The following is a 26211-nucleotide window of genomic DNA, read 5'->3' as shown; positions in this document are numbered from 1 at the left end:
GGAAGGTCTCATGCGTGCGTGACCTCGCCACCGCCCCCATGACCGGCCGGCCCCGGCAGATCATCGCCGCCGCGCGTGCCCTGCTGGAGGCGGAGGGCCCCGAAGCGCTCACCATGCGACGGCTGGCCGACCGGGTGGGCGTCAAGGCGTCGTCCCTCTACAAGCACTTCCCGGACAAGTCGTCCGTGGTGGCGGCCCTGGCCGCCGAGATGCTCCGGGAGACCGCCGGGGTCCTGGCCGCCGCCGAGGCGGCGGCCCCGGGATCCTTCTCCGCGCTCGCCACCGCGTACCGCACCTACGCGCTGGCCCACCCGCACCTCTATCTCCTCACCATGGGCCGCACCTTCCCCACGGCGGGAGCGGCGGACGCGGCGGCCGCCCCGCTGTTCCGTGCCGCCGGTGGCGACGAGGACCGGGCCCGGGCGGCCTGGGCCTTCGCCCACGGCATGGTGGTCCTGGAACTCAACGGCCGCTTCCCTCCGGGCGCCGACCTCTCGGCGGCCTGGGAGGCCGGCATCGCGGCCTTCACCGCCGCCCCCGCCGGGTAGCATGGTCACCACGGCAGACGAGCCGGGCGGACGGCCGCGTGAGGATCCCCGGATCCTCCCGAGGAACGTCCGGGCTCCACAGGGCAGGGTGATGGCTAACGGCCACCCGGGGTGACCCGCGGGACAGTGCCACAGAAAACAGACCGCCGGGGACCTCGGTCCTCGGTAAGGGTGAAACGGTGGTGTAAGAGACCACCAGCGCCTGAGGTGACTCAGGCGGCTAGGTAAACCCCACCCGGAGCAAGGTCAAGAGGGAGCACCCCGGTGCTCCTGCGCGAACGTCCGAGGGCTGCCCGCCCGAGTTCGCGGGTAGACCGCACGAGACCGGCAGCAATGCCGGTCCTAGATGGATGGCCGTCTCCCCGGCCGCCGCGAGGCGACCGGGCGACAGAACCCGGCGTACAGCCCGACTCGTCTGCCGCCACCTGCGGCTTTGCCTGGGAAAGGCACGATCTCGGTGTGCCGTCCGCTGTCCGCCACATCGGGAACCGCCAGCCGGGGAGCCGCGACAGCGCGGACCTCGGCGAGGACGGCAGTCCGGTCGAGGGGCGGGGCGGTCTTCAGTGCTTCGGCTGACTCCGTCACGCCAACGACCGTACGGACGGCGGGAATTGCATCTCAAGGGGCTTGCTGCGTCAGGCGGCGAAAAGTACCTCGGGCAGAGCTGAGAGTCCCTGAGAAGTCCCTGGAGCGGAGGGGCGCAACGCCCTTTCGAGGATCCTTGCCGACCGGAGTGACGGGCGTCAGTTCGTGGTGACCAGCTCGTCGAGTAGCTGTTCCAACAGATTGTTGTCACCGAGGAAGCTCTTCACTGAGGCGTCCTCGTTGCGTTGTGGGTCCATGCCCGACCAGTTCAGGGCGTATCCCGCGTCGGCGCTGAGTTGGGCAAGGAACGCCCGCTGGGCACGGCCGTTGCCCTCGCGGAACGGGTGGAGGACGTTCAGGTCGCCGTACAACGTGGCCAGTTGGATGACGAATTCCTGCCGGGGGAGATTCTGAAGCTGACCGGAGGAGGCGAGACGGCCGAATACCTCTCCGGCGTAGGGCACCAGGTTTCTCGCCGGGCAGAAGGGTGTGCGCTTGGCGATGTTCACGGTGCGTAACTCGCCTGCCCACGGATAGATGTCGCCGAAGATCGCGGCATGGCACGCTTGCAGATGGCCGAGGTCGTACGCGCCGGGTAGGGGGCGTTCGGCGAGCATGACGAGGCGCGCCCGGGTGATGTCCGCCTCTGCTGCCGCGAGCAGTTGATGGTCGGTGATGCCGAGCTTGTTGCGCAGCACGCCGTTGGGCATGGCGTACGGATCGTTCACCCTGCCCGCCGCTCCGAAGTCTGTCGGTGGCGGGCGATCGCGCGGGCGACAAGGGTGTCCGCGTCGACATCGCCCTTCACGTACGCCTCGGTGTCGCGGTCGGAGGCCTCGGAGGCGTGGAGCCCTTCGGCCTCGATGGAGCCGGTGGCCGAGGCGACGGCCGCACGTCGTGCCGCTCGGCCGCTCAGTGCTTCGAAGGCCTCGACGGACAGGAGGACGCCCTGGGGCTTGCGGTGGGCGCCGATCAGGACCGGGTCGGCATCCGCGCCGGACTCCGACAGGTCGGTCAGGATCCGCGACAGTCTGGCGCGGGCGTCGCTGACGGTCACGACCTCGGGGATCTCCATGCTGTCACCGTACCCATATAGAGTCTTGATTCTGTACAGATTCTAGTACGGATTCTGGTGGGATGCCGCCATACCTGCCCGCCGCCCCCGGCGTGCCGCCGCATTCGTTGAACGAGGCGCCGCAGACCTCCGCCCAGAGCTCGTACGACGTACGCGCCGGCCGTAACACGGTCCTGGAGTTCGGAGCCTTCGGCCAGCATCTGCAGGTGTGCGCGGCCATGGGTGACATCGACGGCTGCGCCCGGGCCCTCGACGAAACCGAGAAGGTGCACTCCCTCGACGACCACTCCCACAACGGCGGCCGGCTCCGCTTCGACGGTTCCCGCCTCCCCGAGGAACGGGGGCTTGCCATCTCCAGCTCGGCCGTCCCGACCTCGCGGAAGATGCCCTCACCGCAGCCCTCGCCCAACCACTGTCCCTGCGCCGTCGCGCCGCCGTACTGAGCGACCTTGCAGTCCTCGGGGCCCACCGGGGTGACGTCGATCAGGTCGTGCAGTACGCGGAGACGATGCTTGGTCCGGCCGACCGGCCGAACTCGGGATTCATCGGCAAGAAGCTGGACGGACGACCTGGCAGCAGGAGACGGACTCGGTCATCTTCGAGTGCATCGAGCAGACCGTCTGAACTCCGATAACGACGAAGCCCCCGTCCGGAGGTCGCGTCCCGCGTCGTGGTGCAGGGGATCAAGGGTTAAACATTCCGGTACGAGGCCCTTGACGATCTCCGCGGAGGCGGCAGTCCACGAGGCGCCCTGTTGAGGCGGGTTGAACCTTCGGTCCGGCGGGGCCAACACCCCGACCTGCGGATTCCGGCACCTTGATCGGCTACACCGGCGGGACGCCATCCGTCCGGACCGCTCCGGCGCGGGGGCGCCTTCTCACGTAGCCATCGAAGTAGCCACGGAAGCGCCCTCCCTGAACGTTTGCGCAGGTCATAGCGTTGTGGTGATTCTCCCCGGCGTACAGCCCCACTCGTCTGCCGCCAGGTCTTCCGGCCCGCGTGACTGCGGGTCAGGGGACAGGCGCACGAACTCCCTGTCCGTTTCTGCTCGTCAGGACGAGCAGGGCAGTGCACGCGCCCCCGCTCCCTTCCCCGGACCGCGCGGACTCGGGCCGGGCGAAGCCGCGCGGTCCACCGGAAGCGGCCGGCCGGTGACGCGGCCCGGCGATTTCACGGATTCCTCCCTTCCCGATGCCCGCTTCAATCGAGAGGTGCCGATCCCGAGACGGACTTCGGTCATCGGAAACAGGAACCACTCGCGTAGCCGACAACGGTGCGCCGGCGCATCCGGCCGGCGCGGCCGGAAGGGATCCATCCATCCCTTGTTCTTCGCAGGGAATCCCGGCCTTCAGGCCGGGCGGGAATGCGATCCTGGGCCCGGAGGCGCGAAGCGCCGGAGATCTCTGCGCCTTCGGGGTGACGGTCAGGCTGGGCGTTGCTGGTTCTCGATCGGCGTGGTCCAGTACAAGAACTGGTGACGCCGCCTCAACCAGCTTGCGCAGCACCGTTGTTCATGCGGGTGGGGCGGCGCGGGCACGCGTAGGCCCTGGAGCGAAGCGGGCGCCCGAAGTCGCGGAGAGGGTGCCCGTTCTGCTTCCGGCCGGCTGCCCTCCCGTACTCTCAGGCCGAGCCGGGGGCGCGTCGAGCGAAGGGCCTCCGAGCTGCGTGGGAGGCCCTTTCCGGTCATTCGGTGGTTCACCGTTCCGGGCGGATCCATCCGCGCATGCCGGAGTCCGCCCCCCGGGGCCGGTGTTGTTCGTCGCCCGTCGGTGCCACGCGGGCCGTCTGGTTCCGGCCAGAGCCTGACCGCATCCCCTCCGGTCTGCGGAGGCAAGTTGATCACAGGCATCCGTAACCCGATAGGCTTCTTTGCGGCGCGGCGAGTTGACTCGAACTCGGTCGGTCGCCGCGCTGCCCGCTCGGCGTGCGTGGCGACAACGCGACCCTCCCCCACTGTTCGATTGTGTTGCTCTCGAAGGATGCAGATGGAACTTGCCACTCCACCCCCGGCGGCACGTGCTCCCGTCGCCTGGTACGGCTGGTGGCTGATGCCGCTCGCTTTAGGGGCCGGAACCGTTGTCACCGCGGTGGCGGGACCCGATGAGGTCCAGATACCCGCGACGTTCGCAGGCGCGGCGGTCACCGTCGCCGGCACGGTCTGTGTACAGCTCCTCGTGCGGACCCGGTCCCGACTCCGGCGCGCGAACGACGACTTCCGCTCGGCTCAGACCGAGCACTCCCAGCAACGGTACGCGGATGTGCAGAGCAGGGAGCAGCGCTTCGCGGCCGAGCGCTCCGCCCTCGAGTTGCAACTGGGCCAGCAGGCAGCCACGTTCGAGGCCAGGCTCGCGGAGCACACGCAGGCGTACGAGACCGGCATCGCCGAACGGGCCCGCGCAACGGAGAAGCGGCTCGCACTCCAGCAGGACGTGGTCGTCAGGCTCGGCGACAGCCACCTCCCCGAAGCGGTCAAGCGGCTGCGGGACGGCGAGGCCATCGACGACATCCTGGCGGAGTCCGGCCAGGAGCCCGACGCGACCCCGGAGATGCGCGCCGCGCTGCGCAAGGTCCTGCGCACCGCATTGCTCGGTGTGGAGGAGGAGCTGAACCGCTCCACGTCGGCCGAACAGGCCGTGGTCGGCATCGGCAGCCGGATCCACGTGCTGACAGGACGGCTCCGCGGCCGGCTGCACGAGATGCAGGGCGAACACGGGCGGCTGCCCGCGGTGGCCCAGGGCCTCATGGAACTGGACCAGGAGATCGGTCCCGCCGACTGTCTCGCCGCCAGCATCGGCGTACTCGGTGGTTCGGACCGGCCCGGACGGCAGTGGCAGGAGCCGCAGCGACTGCTCAGCGTGGTCCGGGGCGGCATCGGGCGCATCAAGGACTTCAACCGCATCCAGGTCCGGCACCTGCCCGAACTAGGCGTCGACGGTGGTCTGGTGGACCACCTCACCCTGATCTTCGCCCACCTCCTGGACAACGCGGCGCGCTACTCGCCGCCCACCGAGCCCGTGGTCGTCTCCGGCAAGGAGGTGCCCAACGGTGTCGGCGTCGAGATCCAGGACGCGGGCAAGGGCCTGAGCGACGAGCGCAAGCGCGAGGCGGAGCAGGCCCTCGCGGGTACCTCGCAGGGCCCCGGCATCGGTGGCATCTCGGAGGAGGCCAACCTGGGCCTGCGCGTGGTGGGCGCCCTCGCGCGCCGTTACGGCATCCGGGTCACCTTCGCGGACTCGCCGTGGCTCGGCACCTCCGTGGTCGTGGTGATTCCGCACAAGTACTTCAGCCATCTGTCGGCCCCCACCATCGAGCCGGTCAGGCCCGCCGTGCAAAGGGCTGAGCCGGTCCACGTGCCGGCAGAGACCGCCGTCCCCGCCGAAAGCACCGAAGCCGCCGAGGTCACCGAAGCCGTGGACACCACGCCCGGCGGTCTGCCACGACGCAGGAGCAGGCGGGCCGACACGCCGGCCGCCCGGCGGAACGACCCCGACCGGACCGCGGACTCCGTGGTCGCCGTGCCGCCGGACGCGTCGTTCGCCGGCCTCGCCGCCTTCGCCACGGCCGGGCGCGAGAGCGGTCCACCAGGGGGGACGACTGCGGACGCCGGACCGGGCGCCCGCGAGACGACTGCCGGCCGCGAGTCCAACCGCACTGAAGAGAGCGACTAGTCCACATGACGCAACAGGGAACCGACGTGAGCTGGGCGCTCCGGGATCTGACGGAGAGCATCCGGGAGATCCGCTTCGCCCTCGTGGCCTCCAGCGACGGCAAGGCCATCACCTCCTACGGCGCCGACGACCCCGACGACGTGGACCGCTTCGCCGCCGTGGTCGCGGGCCTGCAGGCGCTCGCGCAGCCCGTCGCCGAGCAGTTCCCCAAGTACGCGGGGCAGCTCCGCCTCGCGATGATCGAGGTCGACGGCGGTCATCTCTTCGTGGTGCGGGCCGGTGTGGAGACGTACCTCGGCGTTCTGGCCAGGGAAGGGCTCGACCAGGGCCTGCTCGGCCATCAGATGAGGGACCTGGCGCGGAGGATGGGTGAGCTCCTCGGCACCAGTCCGCGCCTGGAGGAGAACCCTGGATGAGTGGTCCCCGCCGGCCCACGGACCCGCCCGGTCTCGAGCGCTACTACGTCCTCACCGGGGGGCGCAGCGGACCGGGTGGTTCTGCGGCGACCCTGGACGTGGCGACCCTCATCATCTCCCGTGCCGCAGCCGAGCCCGGCCTGCAGCATGAGCACGAGGAGATACTCCGGCGCTGCCGCGATCCGCTGTCGGTGGCCGAACTCGGCGCCCATCTCGGATTGCCCTTCAACATTCTCGCGGTGCTCCTGGCCGATCTGCTGGACGCAGGCCGCGTCGAGGCCCGTGATCCCATCCCCGCGTCACGAGTCGGCCGCGGGCCCGACCTCGCGCTGCTTGAGGAGGTACTCAGTGGACTTCAAAGGCTTTGACCGTTCCGACCGGCAGGCCGGAGGCGGCACCCGCTCGGTCAAGGTGATGATCGCGGGCGGTTTCGGTACCGGGAAAACCACCCTGGTGCGCTCGGTCAGCGACATCAAACCGCTGACCACCGAGGAGACGCTGACCCAGGCGAGCGTGGACGTCGACGATCTGATCGGCGTGGCGGACAAGCAGCAGACCACCGTCAGCCTCGACTTCGGCAAGATCGGCATCAACGAGGAGCTGGTGCTGTACCTGTTCGGGACGCCGGGGCAGGAACGTTTCTGGTTCCTGTGGAACGGCCTGTTCAAGGGTGCACTCGGGGCCGTGGTCCTGGTGGACACCCGGCGACTGGCCTCCAGCTTCCGGGCCATCGAGGAGATGGAGCGCCAGAACGTGCCGTTCGTCATCGCCCTGAACGTGTTCCCCGATTCCAAGGACCACCCGGTCGAAGAGATACGTGACGCGCTGGACATCCCCGAGCACACCCCGGTCGTGACCTGCGACGCCCGTGACCGGACCTCCAGCCGTGACGTGCTGATCGCGCTGATACGTCACCTCAAGGCACGTTCTGCCATCGCTCTGGAGCCCCGATGACCGATCGTACGGCCGACGACGCGGACGCAGTCCGCGGCTGCCCCGTCATGCACGGCGGCGCCGGCGACCTGATCCGGTTGTACGGACCGGACGCGGCGATCGACCCGCAGGGCATCTACGGACGGCTGCGCAAGGAGTACGGAGCCGTGGCACCCGTGCTCCTGGAGGGAGACGTCCGCGCCTGGCTGGTCCTCGGCTACCGGGAGAACCGGCGGGTGCTCGACAACCCCCTCCAGTTCAGCCGGGATTCGCGCATCTGGCGGGAATGGCGGGAAGGGGGTGTCGAGGAGACCTCGCCGCTGATCCAGATGCTCGGCTGGCGTCCCGACTGCGTGTCCCAGGACGGTGAGCCGCACCGCAGGCTGCGCAGGGCCGTCACCGACAACCTGGACACCCTCGCGGGGCGCGGTATCCGGCGCCATGTCACGCACTTCGCGAACAAGCAGATCGACGCGTTCGCCGGGAAGGGCAGCGCCGACCTGGTGGGCGAGTACGCCGAGTACCTGCCGATGCTCGTGCTGACGCGCCTGTTCGGGCTCCCTGCGGCCGAGGGGCGCAGCCTCGCGGTCTCCTGCGCCCAGGTCATCAAGGGCGGCCCGGACGCCCTCGAGCACAACGAACGCATCATGCGGATCCTGGGGGAGCTCGCCGAACGCAAGCGCGCCGAACCCGGACCCGACTTCACCACCGGGCTGCTCGGACACGGCGCCGGCCTCGACGAGGACGAGATCCTCAGCCATCTCCGCCTGGTGCTGATCACCGCGCACACCACGACCAGCAACCTGCTGGCCCGGGTGCTGGAGCTGATCTTCACCGACGCCACCAGGCTCGCGGGGCTCGTCAGCGGCCAGCTGAACGTCTCCGCGGTCGTAGAGGAAGTCATGTGGAACTCCCCGCCGCTGGCAGTCCTCCCGGGGCGTTTCGCGACCGCGGACCTCGAACTCGGCGGCGCGCAGATCAAGGAGGGCGACCTGCTGGTGCTCGGGCTCGCCGCGGGCAACCTCGACCCGGAGATCCGGCCCGACTCGGGCGTCTCCGTGCACGGCAACCAGTCGCACCTCGCGTTCAGCGGCGGTCCGCACGAATGCCCCGGTCAGAACATCGGCCAGGCCATCATCGAGATCGCCGTCGACGTCCTGCTGCACCGGCTGCCCGGAGTGCGCCTGTCCGTACCCAGGGGGGAGCTCACCTCGACCGCCTCCACCTGGGAAGCGCGTCTGGACGCACTCCCGGTCGAATTCGCCGCGCAGTCCGCGTAGGGCCGGACGGGACCCGACGTCCCGCTCCACGTTCCCGCCCGGCCGGATCCTCCGGCCGGGCGGGAACGTCGTGTCAGACGGCGAGCAGATCGTCCAGCGATCCCCGGCCCGCCAACTCGGCGGTGGCGGCCGGCCCCTCCTTCGCGGCGGAGTACCGGCCCGAGGTCAGCGCCCACTCGTAGTTGCCGTTGATCCAGTGCTGGATGGCTTCCACGCCCATCCGCACCTGGTCCCGCTGTTCGGCGCCGAGGCCGAGCTCCTCGCACATCCCCGGGACGAGGGCCTCGAGTCCGAGGTACTCGTCGAGGCATGCCGTGGTCATCCGGTACGCCTCGTCGGCGGCCTCCTCCCACGTGCACCCGCGCTGGCGGTGCAGGACGGCGATGAGGTTGTGACCGTCCCCCCGGCGCTTCTCGCGCTCGAAGGAGTGGATGTCGTTCATGAACCCGATCGTGTCCGCGGCCAGGTCACGCATCCTGACCATCAGCCCGTGCGCCTGCACCTGCGCCGGCACCTCGAAGCCGCGGCTGCGCTCGCCGGCGTCGATGCTGTGGTGGATGCCCACGGTGCGGCGGCGGAACTCCGCGTACTCCTCGATACCGAGGGTCCCGGCCCGGCCCTTGGCCGCCAGGTCGACCTCTTCGGTGTGCGCCACGAGGAAGCGCCCCCAGGAGGCGGCGAACCGGGTCCGCCAGGTCAGGGACATGCCGTCCGAGAGCTGGGCCCAGACCTCGGCCCAGGCCACGGTGATCGGGCAGACCACACGCGGAGTCGTCCCGGCGGGACGCAGCGGAGTGGCTATCAGTTCCCGCGCGACCTCCGCTATCCGGTCCGCGCGATCGGGGCTCCCGGAGTCGAACTGGTCATCGAACAAGAAGGCGAGGGAGAACCAGTTCATCAGGACGACCATGTCATCGGCCGAGGCGTGAGGGTACGTCCGCGCGGCAGCCTGGGGCAGGTCCCAGGAGCAGTACTCCTCGAAGCCGGCCTGGCTGCGCACCAGGCCCATCTCCCACACCCAGCGCAGATGGCGCTCCTGGGCGTAGGCGAGATGCTGGCTGACCGGGGTCCTGAAGGGGAGGTCGAATGTGACGTCCTGCGGCATTGGCGTCCTCTCTTGGGCGATTCGCAGGCCCCCGCCCCTGCGACAGGGCGATCGAAATTGATGCCCATTGGCTTGAAGTGCACGTTTTGAGAACGGAATTGATGACCCGTCAGGTGCGCATTCAGGCTGCCCAGACCCTAAACGATCTATGCCACAAGATCGATTCGAAGGATGTCAGGCGCTCAGGGCGCCCGTGACTGCCTCGTCCGCACGGCTCACGCCCCGCCGGGGCCGGAGCTCAGCCAGTGCTGGGGGCGCATGTGGACGACCGGGATCGGCACGGTGAGCGGTGCCCGTACCGGTGGACGGCGGCCGGCTGAGCGGCGGGCGCTCGGTGCCCGGTGGTCAGACGAGGGGCGGGCGGCCCAGGCGCGTCATCCGCCACACCGTGCGCCAGCGCATCGGGTTCCGTTCGCCGCACTCGGTACGCGTCCCCTCGGCGAAGCCGGCCGCCCAGGCGCGCAGGCCGGTGGCCGAGTGGGTGCGGGCGGCGGTGAGCAGGATCCAGGTGCCGAGGTAGGCGGGGACCAGGGGGAGGGGCAGGTTGCGGCGGGCCAGCCAGACGCGGTTGCGGGCGGTCATGCGGTAGTAGACCGCGTGCCGGGCCGGGGAGGTCTTGGGGTGCTGGAGGAGCAGGCCGGGCTCGTAGAGGATCTTCCAGTCCGCGTCGAGCGCCCGCCAGGACAGGTCCGTCTCCTCGTGCGTGAAGAAGAACTCCGCCGGCCAGGGGCCTGTCTCGGCGAGCATCTTCATGGAGAGCGCGTGGCCGCCGCCGAGGAACGCGGTGACCGGGCCGCGGCGCATCGGGTCCTTGGCGCGGAGACGGGGCACGTGCCGGCGCTGGGTCTCGCCGTGTTCGTCGGCGATGCGGAAGCCGACGATGCCGAGGCGCGGGTCGGCGGCGTACAGCTCCTGGACCGTGCGGAACACGTCCTTGTCCACCAGGAGCCCGTCGTCGTCCAGTTCGATCACCACGTCCACGTCGCCGAAGCCGGCGAGTGCCTTCAGGGCCTCGTTGCGGCCGCCGGGGCAGCCGAGGTTCTCCTCGAGTTCGAGCAGGGTCACGCCGCCGGAGAGGTCCGTCAGGCCGGGGAACGAGCGGTAGTCGGGGAGCGGTGAGCCGTTGCCGACGACGACCACGCGGGAGGGCCGCACATCCTGCATGGCCACCGACGCCAGCAGTGCCTCGACCTGCTGCGGGCGGTCTCCCATGGTCACGATGGAAACGCCGATGCGGGGTTCGGACAAGGCTCGGCTCCAGGAGTTCGGTTGGGCCTTCGACGGCTCGGTACCGCGGTGCTGCCGCGGTGCCCGCGATCGTAACGCCTCCCGTTCATCTCCCTGTGGGCGCCCGGTCATCGGGAGGGCGGTCGCCGTTCGGTCCGGCGCACATCAGCATGTCCCGGCGCCGCCCTCCGCTCTCCTGCCGGCCGCGCAACAGGCCCTCGCGGCGGGCCGGCCGCCGGTCCCGGGTACGCCCCGAGTCACCCGCCGTATTCACCCGGCGTCCTCACCCGGCGTCCGTCGGCCGGGCCGGCCGAGGAACGCCCCGGCGAGCAGGGCGCCGGCGAGGACGAGGGCCGAGTTGACGAGGACCGCCGCCGAGACCCCGGACAGCACCGCGCCGGGGCCGGTGTCCGTGCCCATCCGCGCGGTGACGACCGCGCTCATGACCGGGATGCCCATGGTGATGCCGACCTGCTGCGTCATCGTGGCCAGCCCGGTGGCCAGCCCCTGCTCCTTGTCGGGGAGCCCTGAGGTGGCGGTGACCATGAAGCCCACGATCATCAGCATGTTGCCGACGCCGCCGACGAAGGTCGCGGCCAGCAGGAGCGCGATCCAGCCGCCGGAGGTGCCGAGCGCCACGAGGGACAGGGTGGCGGCGGCCTGGACGACGCCACCCACGACGATGGTGCGCCGGTTGCCGAACCTGCCGACCGCACGGCCGCCGAGCAAGCCGCCGATCACGGTGCCGACGCCCAGGACGCCGAAGGCGAGGCCGGTGGCGAGCGGGGAGTAGCCGAGGACCTCCTGGAGGTAGAGCGTCAGCAGGAAGACCAGGGACGTCTCGGTGACGAAGGCGATCAGTCCGGTGGCGTTGCCCCAGACGACGCTGCGCCGCCGGAGGATGTGCACGGGGACCAGAGGTGCCGCCGCCCGCTTCTCGACGAACCAGAAACCCACGAGCAGCGCGGCGCCCAGGAGCAGCGCGGTCAGCGTGGTGGGTGTGCTCCAGCCGGACTCGCCCGCCTGCGTCAGTCCGTAGACGAGGAGCAGCAGACCGCCGGTGACGGTCGCCGCACCCGGCAGATCGAGCTTCGGCCGCTCGGCCGGCCGCGAGTCGGTGATCACGGACGGGGCCAGGGCGACGACGAGCGCGGCGACGGGGACGTTGATGAAGAAGGCCCAGCGCCAGGAGAGCAGATCGGTCAGCAGTCCGCCGAGGATCGCCCCCGCCGTGAAACCGGCGGACATCAGGGCGCCGTTGAGGCCGAGGGCGCGCTCACGCAGCGGGCCCTCCTTGAACGCCGTGGTGAGCAGCGCGAGTCCGGCCGGGGTCACGGCCGCGGTGGCCAGGCCCTGCAGGACGCGCGCGGTGAGCAGGACCTCGGGGGAGGTGGCGAGCCCGCCGAGCACGGAGGAGAGGCCGAGGACGACCATGCCGCCGGTGAACAGGCGCTTACGGCCGACGAGATCGGCGACACGCCCGAACAGCAGGGTGAATCCGGCGGCCGCGAGGGCGAAGGAGGTGGCGATCCACTGGAGGTGGGCGAGGGAGAACCCGAGGCCCTCGCCGACAGCGGGCAGGGCGACGTTCAGGATCGAGAAGTCCACAGCGATCATGAACTGTGCGCCGAGGAGGAGGACGAGGACGAGCTTCTGCCGGCCGGTCATGCGCGGGGCCGGAGCCGGGTGGGGCGTGGTGGCGGATGCCTTGCTGGTCGTGGACATTGCGGTGCCCTTTCCTGGAGAACCGGAGGCCTAACGGTTCCGTAGTTCCGTTAGGGTGAGGTCACCGTAACAGGGGATGGCTTACTAATGGAACTGGAGACCCGTTATGGATGCAGGGGATGGAGAGCCGGGCACGGTCCGGCCCGGTGGGCGTACGGCCCGGGTGCGGGAGTCCGTGCTGCGTGCGGCCGGTGACGCGCTGGTCGAGCAGGGTTTCGACCGGCTCGACCTCGCCGACGTCGCCCGCCGCGCCGAGGTCGGCAAGACGACGGTCTACCGGCGTTGGTCCACCACGACGGGGCTGGTGGCCGACCTGCTGACGGACATGGCGGAGCAGTCCGTCCCGCGCGCGGACACCGGGTCCCTGGACGAGGACCTCCGGGCCAACGCCCGGCTGGTGGTGCGGACACTGACCGACGCCCGCCAGGGTCCCCTCTTCGCCGCCGTCGTCGCGGCGGCGACGTGCGACGCGCGGACGGCGGAGGCCCTGCACCGCTTCTACGCGGTGCGCATCGAGGAGTGGGCCGGCTGTGTCGACGCGGCGGTCGGGCGGGGCGAACTGCCCCCGGGCACCGATGCCCGCGAGGTGATCAGAGCCGTGTCGGCGCCCCTCTACTACCGGTTGCTGGCCACCGGCGACCCCCTCGACGAGGCGGTCGCCGACCGCGCGGCCGGGGCGGCGGCGGTCGCGGCGCGGGCGGGCGTGTACGTGAGCTGAGGCCGGTGCGCCCGGCTTCGGGTGCCGGGGGACCGGCGGCGGGTGGGCGACGCCCGGCGGCAGCCCGACCGGCGCACCGGGCGGCGCGGGTGGAGGCCGCCGGAGAGGTGCCGGCCGTTGCCCGTGTGAGCGAGGACCCCGGCCGGGACCCGGGGATCAGGACGTGCGGGCCACCGCCACGTACTCCCCGCTGTGCGCGCTCTCCTGGCCGGGGACCGGCTCACCGAGCTCCGGGTGCCAGTCCTCGGCGGCCACGATGCCGGGGGCGACCAGGTCGAACCCGTCGAAGAAGCGGGCGAAGCGGTCGCGGTCGCGCATGTCCAGGGTGAGCCCGTTGGCCCGGTACATGTCGCGGACCTTCTGGGACGCCTCCTCGGGGTGGAAGTCCGGAGTGAGGTGCGAGATCACCAGGTGACTGCCGGGTGCCAGCGCGGCGGTGAGCCGCTCCACCACCTCGTAGGCGCCCATCTCGTCGCTCAGGAAGTGCAGCAGCGCGTTCAGGGAGAGGGCGACCGGCCGGTCGAAGTCCAGGACCTCGGCGGCCTCGGCCAGGATGCGGCCGGTCTCCCGGGCATCGGCCTGTACGTAGCCGAGGGCACCCTGAGGAGTCCCGTTCAGCAGGGCCTGGGCGTGGCTGAGGACGACGGGGTCGTTGTCGCAGTAGACGACCCGGGCGTCCGGGACGGTCGTCTGCGCCACCTGGTGGAGGTTGGGTTCGGTGGGGATCCCGGTGCCGATGTCCAGGAACTGGCGAATCCCCTGACCGGCCAGCCATCGGGTGGCCCGGTGGGTGAACGCCCGGTTCATACGGGCCATGACGGGGATGACAGGAGCGAAGGCGGTCAATCTCCTGCCCAGCTCCTCGTCCACCGGATAGTTGTCCTTGCCGCCGAGGTACCAGTCGTACAGCCGCGCCGGGTGCGGCTTGCTGGTGTCGATGTCCATGGGTGCCATCGCCGTCCCGTTCTCCGATGCGGACATGCCCGGCCTCCGCGGGCCGGCTCCGAGTGGTTGATCGATCTGACGGCAGCATAAGAGGTCGCGCGGACAAGCGAGTCGGCCCAGGAGGCACGGAAAGGACAACCCGGTCGGGAGGTATGTCACGGGGCGGCGCGCTGGTTGTCACCACCGGGCTACGCAGCACGGAAGTGGCGGACCGGAGTCTAGAGTTACCGCTCATATCGGTCATCACGTCTTGGGGGTCGGATGGACAGCGAGAGAACGGGCGGCAGTGGTCCGGAGGACGGGCCGAGCACGATGATCGCGGGCCGGTACAGGCTGCTGCGCCAGCTCGGGCGCGGTGGGATGGGGGTGGTCTGGGAGGCCCTGGACACGAGCCTGGACCGCAAGGTGGCCGTGAAGGGGCTGCTCTATCCCGGAGTGGCGAGCGCCGAGGCCCAGGCGAACTGGGTGAGCCGGGCACGCCGTGAGGCGCAGGCCATCGCCAGGATCGGCCACCAGAACGTGGTCGCCGTGCACGACGTGATCGAGGACGGCAACCAGGTCTGGATCGTGATGGAGCTGCTCAACTCGCGCTCCCTCGCCGACCTGCTGCGCGAGCAGCAGCAGCTGTCCGTTCCGCACGCCGCGAGGATCGGCCTGCAGGTGCTGCGCGGCCTGGCCGCCGTGCACGAGTCCGGCGTACTGCACCGCGACGTGAAGCCCCACAACATCCTCTTCCGCCCCGACGGGCGCGCGCTCCTCATGGACTTCGGTATCGCCACCTTCGAGGGCGCGGCACAGGTGACCCGCTCCCACGAGATCATAGGGACGACGCAGTACCTCGCACCCGAGCTGCTCAGCCACACACCGGACAACCCGCGCCCGGCCTCCACCGCGTCCGACCTGTGGGCGCTCGGCGTCACGCTCTACGAGATGGTGGAGGGGAAACGCCCCTTCGACGGCGGCGGGACCTTCGAAGTCCTCATCGCCGTACATGAGTCGCCGGTACCGCCCATGAGGTACGCGGGCCCGCTCGCCGGACTGATCGAGGCACTGCTGGAGAAGGACCCCGCACGCCGCCCGGACGCCGCCGAGACGGACCGGATGCTGCAGGCCGTGACCCAGGACGTCGCCGCGCTGGACACCCCGGCCGTCCGGGCGAAGCCCGCGGAGCCGGCGCCCGCGAGCACGCCGGAGCCTTCGGGGCCCCCGCCTGCCGGGCCCGCGGGACCCGTCGGCGCGCGGCCCGCCGGACTCGCGGGAGCCGCCCGGCCCGAGGCGTCCGGCCGGGACCGGTGGAAGATCCCCGCTGCCGTCGTCTGCGCGGCGCTGCTCGTCGGCGGAGGACTCTTCGCCTGGGGGCAGTGGGGGAGCGACGCAGCGTCGACGGGCGGGTCGGGGACGGGCAAGGGGGCCGCCGAGGCCGGGGAGACGGAGCGGTCGAGGTTCGGTGACACCCACGAGATCCTGCGCGTGGGAGTCAAAGCCGACCAGCCCGGGCTGAGTGTGAAGTCCGGCGACGACTACGAGGGGCTGGAGGTCGACCTGGCCATGAAGATCGCCCGGCACATGGGCTTCGAGGACGACCAGGTGCGGTTCGTCAGCGTGAACTCCGGTAACCGCAGCGATCTGCTGAACGCCGGGAGGGTCGACCTGGTGCTGGCCACGTACAGCATCAGTGAGCAGCGCGAGAAGGAGGACAAGGTGAAGTTCGCCGGTCCCTACTTCGAGGCGCTCAAGGGGCTCCTGGTGCGCGAGAAGCGGCCGTACAACGATCTCAGCGACCTCCAGGACGACCCCACGGCGGAGGTCTGCACCGCGAGGGAGTCGGTCTACGTGCCCTGGATCAAGAAAGAGGGGCTGGGCGACCAGATGGACCTCCGCGCCGGCTACGAGGACTGTGTGAAGGCTCTGTTGAATCCGAAGTCCCCCGTCTACGCGGTGGCCACGGACGACGTCATCGTCGCCGGGCTCGCCGACAAGTACGCCGAGCAGACGAAAGCGCTCGACAGCCTCGGGGGCTCGAAGGAGGGCTACGGAGTGGCGATCGCGCAGGGGGACGACGAGAAGGTGCTGCACCGGGAGGTGTGCGGAGCGCTGGCGGACATCATGGCGAAGCCCCGGGGCGGAGCCTCGCAGTGGGCCGGGACCTACTCCCTGCACCTGCAGCCGATCATGAAGCAGTCGGCGCCGAAGGAGCCGAAGCTGACTTCGTGCTGAGGCGGCGGGGCGGCCGTCCCTGCCCCTCGCCCGGCCCGTCAGCCGATGCGGGTCCCCGTCCCGCTCACCCTGATCCGGGGGTCGCCGGGGCGCAGTTCGACGGTGAGGGTGCCGGGGCGGCCCATGTCGGCGCCCTGGTGCAGGGTGAGGACCGTGTCGTGCGGGACGAGGCCGAACTCGCGTGCGTACGCGCCGAAGGCGGCTGCCGCGGCGCCGGTGGCCGGGTCCTCGACGACGCCGCCGACCGGGAACGGGTCGCGGACGTGGAAGACCGTGGCCGACTCCCGCCACACCAGCTGGACGGTCGTCAGGTCGAGCCGGTGCATGAGGGCTTCCAGGCGGGCGAAGTCGTACGAGAGGTCGGCGAGGCGTTCCCGGCTCGCCGCGCCCAGCACCAGGTGGCGGGCGCCCGCGTAGGCGATGCGGGGCGGCAGGCCGTGGTCCAGGTCGGCGGCCGGCCAGTCCAGCGCGGCCAGGGCCTCCGCCAGGTCGTCGGCGGCGATGCCCTCGGTGTGCGGCTCGACGCTGGTGAGGGTGGCGCGGAGCTCGTCGCCCTCGCGGGTGACGGTGACCGGGACGGTGCCGGCCGGGGTCGAGAAGACCAGATCGCCCGGCCCGTCCCGCTCGGCGAGCGCGAGGGCGGCGGCGACCGTGGCATGGCCGCAGAAGGGGACTTCGGCCTTCGGGCTGAAGTAACGGACGGTGTGTCCGCCGCGGCCGTCCGGCGCGCTCAGGAACGCCGACTCGCTGTAGCCCAGCTCCGCCGCGACGGCGAGCATCTCGCTGTCGCCGAGCCGGGACGCGTCCAGGACGACTCCTGCCGGGTTGCCCCCGTCGGGGTCGGCGGAGAAGGCGGTGTAGCGGAGGACCTCGGTGCCGGAGAGTGAGCTCATGCCGCGTGTCAACAGAGGGGCGGGGACACGCATTCCCGGCGGGGCCGTCGAGCGCTCCCGAGGGCTGCCGGGGCGTTGTCCGCAAGGGTGGTCCGGGTTCCTGATCCCCCGGACCACCCGCCGGCCGCTCCCGCGGCACCCCCGGCCGCGGCGGCCACTCTCACTGCGGTCAGTGGCAGGCCTTCACACCGGTGCCCTTGCCCCAGGAGCAGGAGTCCAGGAGCGCACCGCTCGGCTTGATCAGCCGGGCTTTGTCGCCGGTGTTGTTCCAGACGTACGAGCCGCGGTTCCAGTACACGTGGGCCCCGGTGTTCTTGCCCTTGCCGGTGTGGACCCGGACCGTCTTCCCGGCGGCGACGGTGAAGCCGGGGAACGTGTAGGTGTATCCGGTGTTGTCCTTCAGCTTGTAGCCCTTGAGCTGCAGCTTGGACGTGCCGTTGTTGTGGATGTCCACGAACTCGGCGTTCAGGGACGTGTTCGTCCGGGTGTCCTTGCCGGGGCTGTCGTACTGGATCTTGCCGAGGTGCAGCCCGCCCTGGTGGGAGGCCGCCGAGGCCGGGGCCGTGACGAGGAGCGAGCCGGCCAGTGCGGTGGCGGCGGCCAGGGCCAGAGGCGCGGCGGTGCGTATGCGCATGCTGTGTGTTCCTTCTGTGGTCATCCGGTGAAGGTCCGTAGCATACGGGCAGCACGCGCTTGCCCGGACCCGGAACGGGAAACCCGCAAGTTCCGTCATTCGGGGACGAGTTCCGGGCAGGCGTGGACCGTGATGGATCAGCCCCGGCCCACGTACGGCATGGCCGTCGCCAGTACCGTCGCGAACTGCACATTGGCCTCCAGCGGCAGCTCCGCCATGTGCAGGACCGTCCGGGCCACGTCGTCCGCCGCCATGACCGGCTCGGCGGCCGTCTCACCGTTGGCCTGGAGGATGCCCGTGCTCATCCGCTCCGTCATGTCGGTCGCCGCGTTGCCGATGTCGATCTGCCCGCAGGCGATCCGGTACGGCCGCCCGTCCAGCGACAGCGACTTGGTCAGGCCGGTCACCGCGTGCTTCGTCGCCGTGTAGGCGATCGAGTGCGGACGCGGCGCGTGGGCCGAGACCGAGCCGTTGTTGATGATCCGGCCGCCCTGCGGGTCCTGCTCCTTCATCAGCCGGTACGCCGCCTGCGCGCACAGGAACGTCCCCGTCAGGTTGACGTCCACCACCGCCCGCCAGTCCTCGTACGCGAGGTCCTCGACCGGCGTCGAACGCGGCCCGAACGTCCCGGCGTTGTTGAAGAGCAGGTCCAGCCGGCCGAAGCGGTCCCGTACGGAAGCGAAGAGCGCGGCCACTCCGTCCGGGGCGCTCACATCGGTGGGCAGGCACACGGCGGCCCCCGGGGCCGCCGCGGCGGCCGTCTCCTCCAGGGCCGAGGCACGGCGCCCCGCCAGGGCCACGGTCCAGCCCGCACCCGCGAGAGTGAGGGCGACCGCCCTTCCGATTCCCGATCCCGCACCTGTGACGACAGCGATTCTCTGCTCAGCGTTCATGGCCCGGCAGCGTACGGGAGGTTTCGCGGCGGCCGGCACCCGGTGCTCATCGCACCGCCATAAGGATGTGGTGTACCCGCCAACGGCAGGTCGTCGCCCCGCACTCCAATGCCTCTGACAACATCCGGCAGGGGAGGGGCACATGACACCCGCACAGATCAGCAGGACGCCCGGCCAGCACGGCCATTCCGCCGAGCTCCGCCGTGCAGCGCAGCGGTTCGGGTCCGGTGTCGACCGCCGCCGTTTCCTCACCGTCACCGGTGCCGCCGCCGCGCTGGCCTTCGCGGTCAACCTCCCCGGCGCGGGTACCGCCGCCGCCGCCGAGCTCGACGCCCGGAAGATCACCGAGGACCCCTTCACCCTCGGTGTGGCCTCCGGCGACCCGCTGCCGGACTCCGTGCTCCTGTGGACGAGACTCGCGCCCCGCCCCTACGAGGCCGACGGCGGGCTGCCCGCCGAGCGCGTCCAGGTCCGCTGGGAGATCGCCCACGACGAACGCTTCAGCCGGATCGTCCGGCGCGGAGCCACCACCGCCCACCCGGAGTTCGGGCACAGCGTCCACGTGGACGTGGACGGCCTCGACCCGGACCGGAGCTTCTACTACCGCTTCCGCGCCGGCACCTGGATCAGCCCCACCGGCCGCACCCGCACCGCACCCGCCCGCGGCGCCCGCAACAGCTCCCTGACCCTGGCCGCCGTCTCCTGCCAGGCGTACCACGACGGCTACTTCACCGCCTACCAGCACCTCGCGGACGAGGACGTCGACGTGGTCTTCCACCTCGGCGACTACCTCTACGAGTACGCGGTCACCTCCGTCGGCGGGGCCCGCGCGTACACCGACCGCGTCCTGCCGGACCACTACAACCGGGAGACGCTGACGCTGGAGGACTACCGCATGCGGTACGGCCTCTACAAGTCCGACCCCGATCTGCGCGCTGCCCACGCCGCGCACCCCTTCGTCGTCACCTGGGACGACCACGAGACCGAGAACAACTACGCGGGCGACACCCCGGAGAACAGCGTCCCGCCGGAGGAGTTCCTGCTGCGCAGGGCCGCCGCCTACCGCGCGTACTGGGAGAACCAGCCGCTGCGCACCCCGCAGCGCCCCACCGGCCCCGACATGCGGCTCTACCGCCGGCTCCGCTTCGGCCGGCTCGCCCAGTTCGACATCCTCGACACCCGCCAGTACCGCAGCAACCAGGCGTACGGCGACGGCTGGAAGGTCCCCGGACCGGAGTCCGAGGACCCGTCGCGCACCATGACGGGCGCCGCCCAGGAGCGCTGGCTGCTCGACGGCTGGAAGACCTCGGACGCCCGGTGGAACGTCGTGCCCCAGCAGGTCACCTTCGCCCAGCGGCGCGACGTGCCGACCGACGCCTACAAGCTGTCCATGGACTCGTGGGACGGCTACCCCGCCTCCCGGCAGCGGGTCCTGGACGGGGCGGAGGCCGCCGGGATCGAGAACCTGATGGTCCTGACCGGCGACGTGCACGTCGGCTACGGCTTCGACCTCAAGAAGGACTTCGACGACCCGGCGTCCCGGACCGTCGGCACGGAGATCGTGGCCACCTCGATCACCAGTGGCAAGGACGGAGCCGAGAAGCCGGCCAACTGGAACAACCTGACCCAGGCCAACCCGCACATGAAGTTCTACAACGGCCGCCGTGGCTACGCGCTCGTCACCCTCGGGACGGAGCAGGCGCGCGCCGAGTTCCGTACGGTGTCGGCGGTCACCACGCCCGGCGCTCCCGTCACCACGGCCGCCACCTTCGTGACCGAGGCCGGGAACCCGGGGCTCACCCCCGCGTAACCCGGCACCCGGCCCGCGCGAGGTCAGCCGCGCTCGTCCGCCGGATAGCGGACGCCGATCCGGTCACGCACCGTGTCGAGCGTCCGCATCACGGCGAGCGAACCCTCCAACGGCACCAGCGGGGACTCCTTCTCGCCCGCCAGCAGCGCGCGCGTCACCTCGGCCGCCTCGTACTGCATGCCCGAAAGGCCCTGCGGCCCCGGACCCGTGGAGATCTTCTCGGGCTCCCGGCCCGGCCGGTGCAGGACGAAGTGCTCCGGGTGGAAGAAGCCCTGCGGGAAGTCGATCCGCCCCGCCGTGCCGGTGACCGACGCGACGGTCGGCAGGTCCCCGACGATGGAGCAGCTCAGCAGTGCCGTGGCACCCGAGTCCCAGCCCAGCAGCATCCCGGTGTTCAGGTCGACGCCCTCCGGGGACAGCAGCGCGTCCGCCTGCACCCGGTCCGGCTCGCCCAGCAGCAGCTGCGCGAAGGACACCGGATACACCCCGAGGTCCAGCAGCGCGCCGCCGCCCAGCGCGGGATCGCGCAGCCGGTGCTCGGCCCCGAAGGTGCCCGCGAAGCCGAAGTCGGCCTGCACCGTGCGGATCTCGCCGATCGCACCGTCCCGCACCAGCTCGGTCATCCGGCGGATGAGCGGATTGCAGTACGTCCACATGGCTTCCATCAGGAACAGCCCGCGCTCCCGGGCCAGATCCACCAGCTCCCGGGCCTCACGCTCATTGAGGGTGAACGCCTTCTCGCACAGCACGTGCTTGCCGGCCTCCAGGGCGAGCCCGGCCGCCTCCCGGTGCGCCGAGTGCGGGGTGGCGACGTAGACGACATCGACGGAGTCGTCGGCGACGAGCTCCGCCCAGCTGCCGTACGCCCGCTCGATCCCGAACCGTTCGGCGAACGCCCGCGCGGAGGTCTCCGCGCGGGACGCCACCGCCACGACCTCGGCCCCGGAGTCCTTCATGGCCAGCAGGTCCCCCGTGAACGTCGCGGCTATGCCGCCCGTCGCCAGAACTCCCCAACGCACAGTCCCGCTCATGCCCGTCCGCCCTCACCCGAAAAAGGTATCGACCACTACGACTGACCTGAGAGCATAGATGCGGATTCAACGAAGCGGAGACGAGGATGCCGGACAGCGGCGCGAGCCGGGCCCAGCAAGACCACGAGCACATACCGACGAGCAGCAAGGGCGCCGCACAGGGCGCCACGGCCACCACCACCCCCACCGCAGTGGGTGCCCCGGCCGCCTCCACGACCCCCACGCCGGGCATCCCGGCCACCTCCACGACCACCGCACGGCGGGCCGGACTCCTGGTCACGCTGGTGCTGGGCGGGCTCACCGCACTGCCGCCCCTCTCGATGGACATGTACCTCCCGGCACTTCCGGAGGTCACCGACGCCCTCCACGCACCGGCGTCCACGGTCCAGCTCACCCTGACCGCCTGCCTCACCGGCATGGCACTCGGCCAGCTCGTCGTCGGCCCCATGAGCGACCGCTGGGGACGGCGCACCCCGCTGCTCATCGGCATGGTCGTCTACGTGATCGCCACCGCGATCTGCGCCGTCGCGCCCAGCGCGGAACTCCTCATCGGCTTCCGCCTCCTCCAGGGCCTGGCCGGCGCGGCCGGCATCGTGATCTCCCGGGCCGTCGTCCGTGACCTCTACGACGGCGACGAGATGGCCCGGTTCTTCTCCACCCTGATGCTGATCTCGGGAGTCGCACCCGTCATCGCGCCCGTGATCGGCGGCCAGGTGCTCCAGTTCACCGACTGGCGCGGCATCTTCGTCGTCCTCACCGGCGTCGGCATCCTGCTCACCCTCGTCGTCTGGAAGTGGCTGCACGAGACACTCCCCGCGACGGAGCGGCACACCGGCGGCGTCGGCGACGCGCTGCGCACCATGCGCGGACTGCTGGCCGACCGGGTGTTCACCGGCTACATGATCGCGGGCAGCCTCGCCTTCGCGGCGCTCTTCGCCTATGTGAGCGCCTCGCCGTTCGTCGTACAGGAGATCTACGGGGCCTCCCCGCAGACCTTCAGCCTGCTCTTCGGGGTCAACTCCATCGGGCTGATCGCCGTCGGCCAGATCAACGGCAAGCTGCTCGTCGGCAGGGTGAGCCTGGACAAGGCGCTCGGCTTCGGCCTCGCCGTGATCTCCGTGGCCGCGATCGCCCTGCTGCTGATGACCTCCGGGGTCTTCGGCGAGGTCGGCCTGCTGCCCGTCGCCGTCGGACTGTTCGTGCTCATGTCCGCGATGGGCCTGGCGATGCCCAACACCAACACCCAGGCCCTGATGCGCACCAGGCACGCGGCCGGCTCGGCCTCCGCGCTGCTGGGGACGACCCAGTTCCTGATCGGTGCCATCGCCTCACCGCTGGTCGGGATCGCCGGTGAACAGACCGCCGTGCCGATGGCCGTGGTGCAGGTCGTCTGCGCCCTGGCCTCGGTGGTGTGCTTCCTGGCGCTCTGCCGGCCGTGGCAGAACACGCGAGCCGCGCGGGAGCCGGTCGTCAAGGGCTGAGAGGTTCGCGAGCGGGCAAGCCGCGTACGAGGCCCGGGCCGGACGATCCGCCCGGGCTTTCGCGTACCCGCTCGCCCCGGTTGTCGCCGCACGGAGGCCCGGCCGGTTCAGCCCACGCGCGGACGGCCCAGCAGATGCGGCCGGTCCTTGCGGTCCGCCCAGCGGAACACGCCGACGCCGGAGCTGCGCCTACAATTCGGCGGTGAACGCCACCCTCCCCACCGCGGACGCCCTGCGTGCGGCGCTGGCCGCCCTGCTCGACGGACTGCCCCCGACGCAGGCCGCGCAGGCCGTCGACCGGCTGATCGCCAGCTACCGCGGGACGACCCCGACCGACGCCCCGATCCTGCGGAACCGCTCGGACGTCGCCGCGTACGCCGCGTACCGGATGCCCGCGACGTTCGAGGCCGCACGGTCCTGCCTCGCCGCCCTCCGCGAGGCCGCGCCGGACTGGGTGCCCGCCACCCACACCGACATCGGGGGCGGCACGGGCGCGGCGAGCTGGGCGGTCGCAGGGGCCTGGGAGGACGGGCCCCGCACCACGGTCCTGGACTGGGCGGAGCCCGCCCTGGCACTCGGCCGTGAACTGGCCGAGGCCTCCGGCATCCCCGCGCTGCGGGCCGCCCGCTGGGAGCGGGCGAGGATCGGTGCGTCACCGGCTCCGGCGCCCACGGACCTGGTGACCGTCTCGTACGTACTCAAGGAACTCGCGCCGAAGGACCGGGCCGCTGTCGTGGACACCGCGGCCGAGGCCGCGCAGGCCGTGGTGATCGTGGAGCCCGGCACCCCCGACGGCTACGACCGTGTCATCGAGGCCCGTGAACGGCTGATCGGTGCCGGAATGAGCGTCGCGGCGCCCTGCCCGCACGACGACGCCTGCCCCATCGAGCGGGGCAAGGACTGGTGCCACTTCTCGGCGCGGGTCAGCCGCTCGTCCCTGCACCGCCAGGTCAAGGGCGGCTCGCTCAGCCACGAGGACGAGAAGTTCAGCTACGTCGTGGCGACCCGCTTCCCCACCGAACCGGCACGTGAACGGGTCACCCGCAGGCCGCAGATCCGCAAGGGACAGGTGCTGCTGGAGCTGTGCACGAAGGACGAGGGCCTCCGGCGCGCCACGGTCACCAAGCGGCACGGCGAGCTCTACCGTGCCGCCCGGGACACCGACTGGGGCGACGCCTGGCCGCCGGCGGACACATCGGAGGGCTGAGGTGCCCGGTGCGGCTCAGGTGGACCCGCCGCCGTGAGCGGAGCGGGCCCAGGTACGAGCACGGACGGGTGCGGGCCGGGGCCCGCACCCGTCCGTGCGGGGGTCTCAGCGGGTCCCCACCATGTGGCCGAACCACGAGGGGTCGTCCACTCCGCCCTCGTTCTCGTGCCACTGCGGCGGCGCGGAGACGACGAAGCCGGAGGACACGTCCTCGCCGAGGGCGAAGACGTACTGGCCCTCCTTCAGTTCGATCCCGTGATCGCGGACGATCGTGCGGCTCTCCTCCTCCGTGGCGCGCCTCACGGTCAGGCCTTGGTAGGTCGGGCGCAGCAGCATCAGCCCCACGCCCGCGAAGTGGACCTCGACGCGGGTGGCCGGCGGCCTGTCCCGCGTGCTGCGCAGCAGGAGACGGCAGTGGCCCACGCTGTACTGCCACACCTTGAAGTACCGGTCCGAGCGGAAAAGGACGCCCGTCGGTTCACCAGTCATCCGGGTGCTCACCACTTCGGCTCGGGGACATCGGCATGGGGAATGGCCTTGCCGTTCACATCGTAGAAAGTGACGTTCTTCCAGTCCAGGCTCAACCAGATCACGTTCTGATCCCGTACGGGCGATTTCTGCTTCCAGGCCAAGGGCTCCACCGGACAGCTCTCCCTGGAGGTGCCCGACGTGTGGGCCCTGGAGACTTCCAGGCGCTCCGGGGCCATGGGCGGGCCCGGCCGGTGTGCCGGAGGGGCTGTCACCAGGTGGCCGGCGGCCGCCCCCCCCGGAGCGCCGTGTGCTCTCCGCTGTCAGGTGCCGAGAGCGTGGGCCCCCTCCACGCCGCCGGCTCAGCCCCGCAGCTCCTGGGTGCAGCACTTCACGCTGCCACCGCCCTTGAGCAGCTCGCCCAGATCCATCGGGACCGGTTCGAAGCCCCGGTCCCGCAGCGGGTCGAAGAGCCCCACGGCGGCCTGCGGGAGCAGCACGTGGCGGCCGTCGCTGACCGCGTTGAGGCCCAGCGAGGCGGCGTCCGCCTCCTCGGCCAGCAGCGCGTCGGGGAAGAGCCGGGCCAGCACGGACCGGCTGCCCGGGGAGAAGGCCCCGGGGTAGTACATGATCTCGTCGGCCGCCTCGTCGAGGACGCACAGCGCCGTGTCCAGGTGGTAGTAGCGCGGGTCCACCAGATCGAGGCCGATCACCGGGCGCCCGAAGAACTCCTGGGCCTCGTCGTGGGAGAGCGGACTGGACCGGAAGCCCCGCCCTGCCAGCAGGTACGAGGCGGTCACGGCGAAGTCGCCCTCGCCCTCGTTGACATGGGCCGGCTCATGGATCTCGGTGTAGCCGTGGGCGCGGAACCACTCCCGGTGCGCCTCGGCCTCCGCGTACCGCTCCCGGTAGGCGAACAGGGCGCCGAGCACGCGGCCGTCGACCACGGTGGCCCCGTTGGCCGCGAACACCATGTCGGGCAGGTCGGGGCGGGGGGTGAGGAGCTCCACGGTGTGGCCGAGGGTTCGGTAGCGGTCGCGCAGGTCCTCCCACTGGGTGGTGGCCAGGGGCAGGTCGACGGGTTTCGACGGGTCCATCCACGGGTTGATGGAGTACGTGACCTGGAAGTGGGCCGGGGCGCACATCAGGTAGCGACGAGGGGTGGCGTCACGGGTCAATGCAGGCTCCTCACGAACGGCGGCCGCGGCCGCGGAACGGTGGGATGCGCACGGGGTGTGTGCGTAGCTCATGGTGCGCCGAGCCGGGGCCGTTGCGCTGTGATCCGTTCGGGTGGTTTCGCGGGAGGGCGGGGCGAGCCGGACAAGACGATACGTATCGGACCGTCGGCCTCT

The 26211-nt window shown here is 71.1% G+C and carries 24 protein-coding genes and 1 other RNA gene; 13 read left to right on the top strand and 12 right to left on the bottom strand.

The features are described from left to right. The first annotated feature begins 38 nt into the window (after positions 1–38). Both ACFYQ5_RS16715 and rnpB read left to right on the top strand, forming a co-directional pair. Positions 39–548, top strand: coding sequence for a TetR/AcrR family transcriptional regulator (locus tag ACFYQ5_RS16715; protein ID WP_389198281.1), 510 nt, complete (start codon positions 39–41; stop codon positions 546–548). A gap of 18 nt (positions 549–566) precedes the next feature. Next, positions 567–966: RNase P RNA component class A (gene rnpB, locus ACFYQ5_RS16710), an RNA gene on the top strand. A 325-nt stretch (positions 967–1291) separates the two neighbouring features. Here rnpB and ACFYQ5_RS16705 read toward each other — a convergent pair. Further along, positions 1292–1861: a Fic/DOC family protein gene (locus ACFYQ5_RS16705; protein ID WP_389198044.1), complete on the bottom strand. Its 570-nt coding sequence runs from the start codon at positions 1859–1861 to the stop codon at positions 1292–1294. Next, positions 1858–2208 carry a type II toxin-antitoxin system Phd/YefM family antitoxin gene (locus ACFYQ5_RS16700; protein WP_389198043.1) on the bottom strand — a complete coding sequence of 117 codons (351 nt, stop codon included), beginning with the start codon at positions 2206–2208 and terminating at the stop codon, positions 1858–1860. The genes ACFYQ5_RS16705 and ACFYQ5_RS16700 overlap by 4 nt, the downstream gene beginning before the upstream one ends. Positions 2209–2270: 62 nt before the next feature. On the opposite strand from ACFYQ5_RS16700, the gene ACFYQ5_RS16695 reads away from it, so the two are divergent. From ACFYQ5_RS16695 to ACFYQ5_RS16670, 6 genes are all read left to right on the top strand, one after another. After that, complete coding sequence (locus ACFYQ5_RS16695) at positions 2271–2651, top strand: hypothetical protein (protein ID WP_389198042.1); 381 nt, start codon at positions 2271–2273, stop codon at positions 2649–2651. A gap of 1542 nt (positions 2652–4193) precedes the next feature. After that, positions 4194–5876 (top strand): sensor histidine kinase, encoded by a 1683-nt coding sequence (locus ACFYQ5_RS16690; RefSeq protein ID WP_389198041.1) that lies wholly within the window; start codon positions 4194–4196, stop codon positions 5874–5876. A 5-nt stretch (positions 5877–5881) separates the two neighbouring features. After that, positions 5882–6292: a roadblock/LC7 domain-containing protein gene (locus tag ACFYQ5_RS16685; RefSeq protein ID WP_389198040.1), complete on the top strand. Its 411-nt coding sequence runs from the start codon at positions 5882–5884 to the stop codon at positions 6290–6292. Next, a complete protein-coding gene (locus tag ACFYQ5_RS16680) occupies positions 6289–6660 on the top strand; it encodes a DUF742 domain-containing protein (RefSeq protein WP_389198039.1) in 372 nt (123 codons plus the stop codon). The genes ACFYQ5_RS16685 and ACFYQ5_RS16680 overlap by 4 nt, the downstream gene beginning before the upstream one ends. Beyond that, positions 6641–7246, top strand: coding sequence for an ATP/GTP-binding protein (locus tag ACFYQ5_RS16675; protein WP_389198038.1), 606 nt, complete (start codon positions 6641–6643; stop codon positions 7244–7246). The genes ACFYQ5_RS16680 and ACFYQ5_RS16675 overlap by 20 nt, the downstream gene beginning before the upstream one ends. Further along, complete coding sequence (locus ACFYQ5_RS16670; RefSeq protein ID WP_389198037.1) at positions 7243–8505, top strand: cytochrome P450; 1263 nt, start codon at positions 7243–7245, stop codon at positions 8503–8505. The genes ACFYQ5_RS16675 and ACFYQ5_RS16670 overlap by 4 nt, the downstream gene beginning before the upstream one ends. A gap of 73 nt (positions 8506–8578) precedes the next feature. Here the strand turns inward: ACFYQ5_RS16670 and ACFYQ5_RS16665 are convergent, their stop codons facing one another. The 3 genes from ACFYQ5_RS16665 to ACFYQ5_RS16655 form a co-directional block, all read right to left on the bottom strand. After that, positions 8579–9610 (bottom strand): 7-epi-alpha-eudesmol synthase, encoded by a 1032-nt coding sequence (locus ACFYQ5_RS16665; RefSeq protein ID WP_389198036.1) that lies wholly within the window; start codon positions 9608–9610, stop codon positions 8579–8581. A gap of 345 nt (positions 9611–9955) precedes the next feature. Further along, positions 9956–10858 (bottom strand): glycosyltransferase family 2 protein, encoded by a 903-nt coding sequence (locus ACFYQ5_RS16660; RefSeq protein WP_389198035.1) that lies wholly within the window; start codon positions 10856–10858, stop codon positions 9956–9958. A 249-nt stretch (positions 10859–11107) separates the two neighbouring features. Then, positions 11108–12562 carry an MFS transporter gene (locus ACFYQ5_RS16655; protein ID WP_389198034.1) on the bottom strand — a complete coding sequence of 485 codons (1455 nt, stop codon included), beginning with the start codon at positions 12560–12562 and terminating at the stop codon, positions 11108–11110. A 106-nt stretch (positions 12563–12668) separates the two neighbouring features. On the opposite strand from ACFYQ5_RS16655, the gene ACFYQ5_RS16650 reads away from it, so the two are divergent. Further along, a complete protein-coding gene (locus ACFYQ5_RS16650) occupies positions 12669–13280 on the top strand; it encodes a TetR/AcrR family transcriptional regulator (protein ID WP_389198033.1) in 612 nt (203 codons plus the stop codon). Positions 13281–13436: 156 nt separating this feature from the next. On the opposite strand, the gene ACFYQ5_RS16645 is transcribed toward ACFYQ5_RS16650, so the two are convergent. After that, on the bottom strand, positions 13437–14261 hold the full coding sequence (locus ACFYQ5_RS16645; protein WP_389198032.1) for an SAM-dependent methyltransferase: 825 nt from the start codon (positions 14259–14261) through the stop codon (positions 13437–13439). Positions 14262–14486: 225 nt separating this feature from the next. Between ACFYQ5_RS16645 and ACFYQ5_RS16640 the strand changes: the two genes are divergently transcribed. Beyond that, on the top strand, positions 14487–16442 hold the full coding sequence (locus ACFYQ5_RS16640; protein WP_389198031.1) for a serine/threonine-protein kinase: 1956 nt from the start codon (positions 14487–14489) through the stop codon (positions 16440–16442). Positions 16443–16480: 38 nt separating this feature from the next. Here the strand turns inward: ACFYQ5_RS16640 and ACFYQ5_RS16635 are convergent, their stop codons facing one another. The 3 genes from ACFYQ5_RS16635 to ACFYQ5_RS16625 form a co-directional block, all read right to left on the bottom strand. Beyond that, positions 16481–17335 (bottom strand): PhzF family phenazine biosynthesis protein, encoded by an 855-nt coding sequence (locus tag ACFYQ5_RS16635; protein WP_389198030.1) that lies wholly within the window; start codon positions 17333–17335, stop codon positions 16481–16483. Between the two features lie 169 nt (positions 17336–17504). Continuing rightward, positions 17505–17969 (bottom strand): lamin tail domain-containing protein, encoded by a 465-nt coding sequence (locus ACFYQ5_RS16630; RefSeq protein ID WP_389198029.1) that lies wholly within the window; start codon positions 17967–17969, stop codon positions 17505–17507. Positions 17970–18106: 137 nt separating this feature from the next. Beyond that, on the bottom strand, positions 18107–18862 hold the full coding sequence (locus tag ACFYQ5_RS16625) for an SDR family oxidoreductase (protein WP_389198028.1): 756 nt from the start codon (positions 18860–18862) through the stop codon (positions 18107–18109). A 142-nt stretch (positions 18863–19004) separates the two neighbouring features. Here ACFYQ5_RS16625 and ACFYQ5_RS16620 point away from each other — a divergent pair, with 142 nt between their 5' ends. After that, entirely contained in the window at positions 19005–20672 is a 1668-nt protein-coding gene (locus ACFYQ5_RS16620; protein ID WP_389198027.1) for an alkaline phosphatase D family protein, read from the top strand. A 23-nt stretch (positions 20673–20695) separates the two neighbouring features. On the opposite strand, the gene ACFYQ5_RS16615 is transcribed toward ACFYQ5_RS16620, so the two are convergent. After that, complete coding sequence (locus ACFYQ5_RS16615; protein WP_389198026.1) at positions 20696–21703, bottom strand: Gfo/Idh/MocA family protein; 1008 nt, start codon at positions 21701–21703, stop codon at positions 20696–20698. Between the two features lie 86 nt (positions 21704–21789). Between ACFYQ5_RS16615 and ACFYQ5_RS16610 the strand changes: the two genes are divergently transcribed. Together ACFYQ5_RS16610 and ACFYQ5_RS16605 are read left to right on the top strand one after the other, a co-directional pair. Continuing rightward, entirely contained in the window at positions 21790–23184 is a 1395-nt protein-coding gene (locus tag ACFYQ5_RS16610) for a Bcr/CflA family multidrug efflux MFS transporter (RefSeq protein WP_389198025.1), read from the top strand. 202 nt (positions 23185–23386) lie between these two features. Then, a complete protein-coding gene (locus ACFYQ5_RS16605) occupies positions 23387–24391 on the top strand; it encodes a small ribosomal subunit Rsm22 family protein (RefSeq protein ID WP_389198024.1) in 1005 nt (334 codons plus the stop codon). 105 nt (positions 24392–24496) lie between these two features. Here ACFYQ5_RS16605 and ACFYQ5_RS16600 read toward each other — a convergent pair whose 3' ends face one another. Both ACFYQ5_RS16600 and ddaH read right to left on the bottom strand, forming a co-directional pair. Then, positions 24497–24880, bottom strand: coding sequence for a hypothetical protein (locus ACFYQ5_RS16600; RefSeq protein ID WP_389198023.1), 384 nt, complete (start codon positions 24878–24880; stop codon positions 24497–24499). Positions 24881–25221: 341 nt separating this feature from the next. After that, the gene (gene ddaH / locus ACFYQ5_RS16595) at positions 25222–26109 is read right to left on the bottom strand and encodes a dimethylargininase (RefSeq protein ID WP_389198022.1); all 888 of its coding nucleotides are present in this window, start codon (positions 26107–26109) and stop codon (positions 25222–25224) included. Between the last annotated feature and the right edge of the window lie 102 nt (positions 26110–26211).

The sequence above is a fragment of the Streptomyces sp. NPDC005794 genome (assembly GCF_042871445.1).
GTDB lineage: Bacteria > Actinomycetota > Actinomycetes > Streptomycetales > Streptomycetaceae > Streptomyces.
The sequence above is the reverse complement of the archived record's forward strand: the minus strand, read 5'-3'. Positions and strand labels throughout refer to the sequence as shown.

What these genes read in the sequence shown, in the direction of transcription:
- ACFYQ5_RS16715 (WP_389198281.1), top strand. Translation starts at nt 39, where the DNA reads ATGACCGGCCGGCCCCGGCAGATCATCGCCGCCGCGCGTGCCCTGCTG.
- ACFYQ5_RS16700 (WP_389198043.1), bottom strand. Translation starts at nt 2,208, where the DNA reads ATGGAGATCCCCGAGGTCGTGACCGTCAGCGACGCCCGCGCCAGACTG.
- ACFYQ5_RS16695 (WP_389198042.1), top strand. Translation starts at nt 2,271, where the DNA reads ATGCCGCCATACCTGCCCGCCGCCCCCGGCGTGCCGCCGCATTCGTTG.
- ACFYQ5_RS16690 (WP_389198041.1), top strand. Translation starts at nt 4,194, where the DNA reads ATGGAACTTGCCACTCCACCCCCGGCGGCACGTGCTCCCGTCGCCTGG.
- ACFYQ5_RS16685 (WP_389198040.1), top strand. Translation starts at nt 5,882, where the DNA reads ATGACGCAACAGGGAACCGACGTGAGCTGGGCGCTCCGGGATCTGACG.
- ACFYQ5_RS16680 (WP_389198039.1), top strand. Translation starts at nt 6,289, where the DNA reads ATGAGTGGTCCCCGCCGGCCCACGGACCCGCCCGGTCTCGAGCGCTAC.
- ACFYQ5_RS16670 (WP_389198037.1), top strand. Translation starts at nt 7,243, where the DNA reads ATGACCGATCGTACGGCCGACGACGCGGACGCAGTCCGCGGCTGCCCC.
- ACFYQ5_RS16665 (WP_389198036.1), bottom strand. Translation starts at nt 9,610, where the DNA reads ATGCCGCAGGACGTCACATTCGACCTCCCCTTCAGGACCCCGGTCAGC.
- ACFYQ5_RS16655 (WP_389198034.1), bottom strand. Translation starts at nt 12,562, where the DNA reads ATGTCCACGACCAGCAAGGCATCCGCCACCACGCCCCACCCGGCTCCG.
- ACFYQ5_RS16650 (WP_389198033.1), top strand. Translation starts at nt 12,669, where the DNA reads ATGGATGCAGGGGATGGAGAGCCGGGCACGGTCCGGCCCGGTGGGCGT.
- ACFYQ5_RS16645 (WP_389198032.1), bottom strand. Translation starts at nt 14,261, where the DNA reads ATGTCCGCATCGGAGAACGGGACGGCGATGGCACCCATGGACATCGAC.
- ACFYQ5_RS16640 (WP_389198031.1), top strand. Translation starts at nt 14,487, where the DNA reads ATGGACAGCGAGAGAACGGGCGGCAGTGGTCCGGAGGACGGGCCGAGC.
- ACFYQ5_RS16635 (WP_389198030.1), bottom strand. Translation starts at nt 17,335, where the DNA reads ATGAGCTCACTCTCCGGCACCGAGGTCCTCCGCTACACCGCCTTCTCC.
- ACFYQ5_RS16630 (WP_389198029.1), bottom strand. Translation starts at nt 17,969, where the DNA reads ATGCGCATACGCACCGCCGCGCCTCTGGCCCTGGCCGCCGCCACCGCA.
- ACFYQ5_RS16625 (WP_389198028.1), bottom strand. Translation starts at nt 18,862, where the DNA reads ATGAACGCTGAGCAGAGAATCGCTGTCGTCACAGGTGCGGGATCGGGA.
- ACFYQ5_RS16620 (WP_389198027.1), top strand. Translation starts at nt 19,005, where the DNA reads ATGACACCCGCACAGATCAGCAGGACGCCCGGCCAGCACGGCCATTCC.
- ACFYQ5_RS16615 (WP_389198026.1), bottom strand. Translation starts at nt 21,703, where the DNA reads ATGAGCGGGACTGTGCGTTGGGGAGTTCTGGCGACGGGCGGCATAGCC.
- ACFYQ5_RS16610 (WP_389198025.1), top strand. Translation starts at nt 21,790, where the DNA reads ATGCCGGACAGCGGCGCGAGCCGGGCCCAGCAAGACCACGAGCACATA.
- ACFYQ5_RS16600 (WP_389198023.1), bottom strand. Translation starts at nt 24,880, where the DNA reads ATGACTGGTGAACCGACGGGCGTCCTTTTCCGCTCGGACCGGTACTTC.
- ddaH (WP_389198022.1), bottom strand. Translation starts at nt 26,109, where the DNA reads ATGAGCTACGCACACACCCCGTGCGCATCCCACCGTTCCGCGGCCGCG.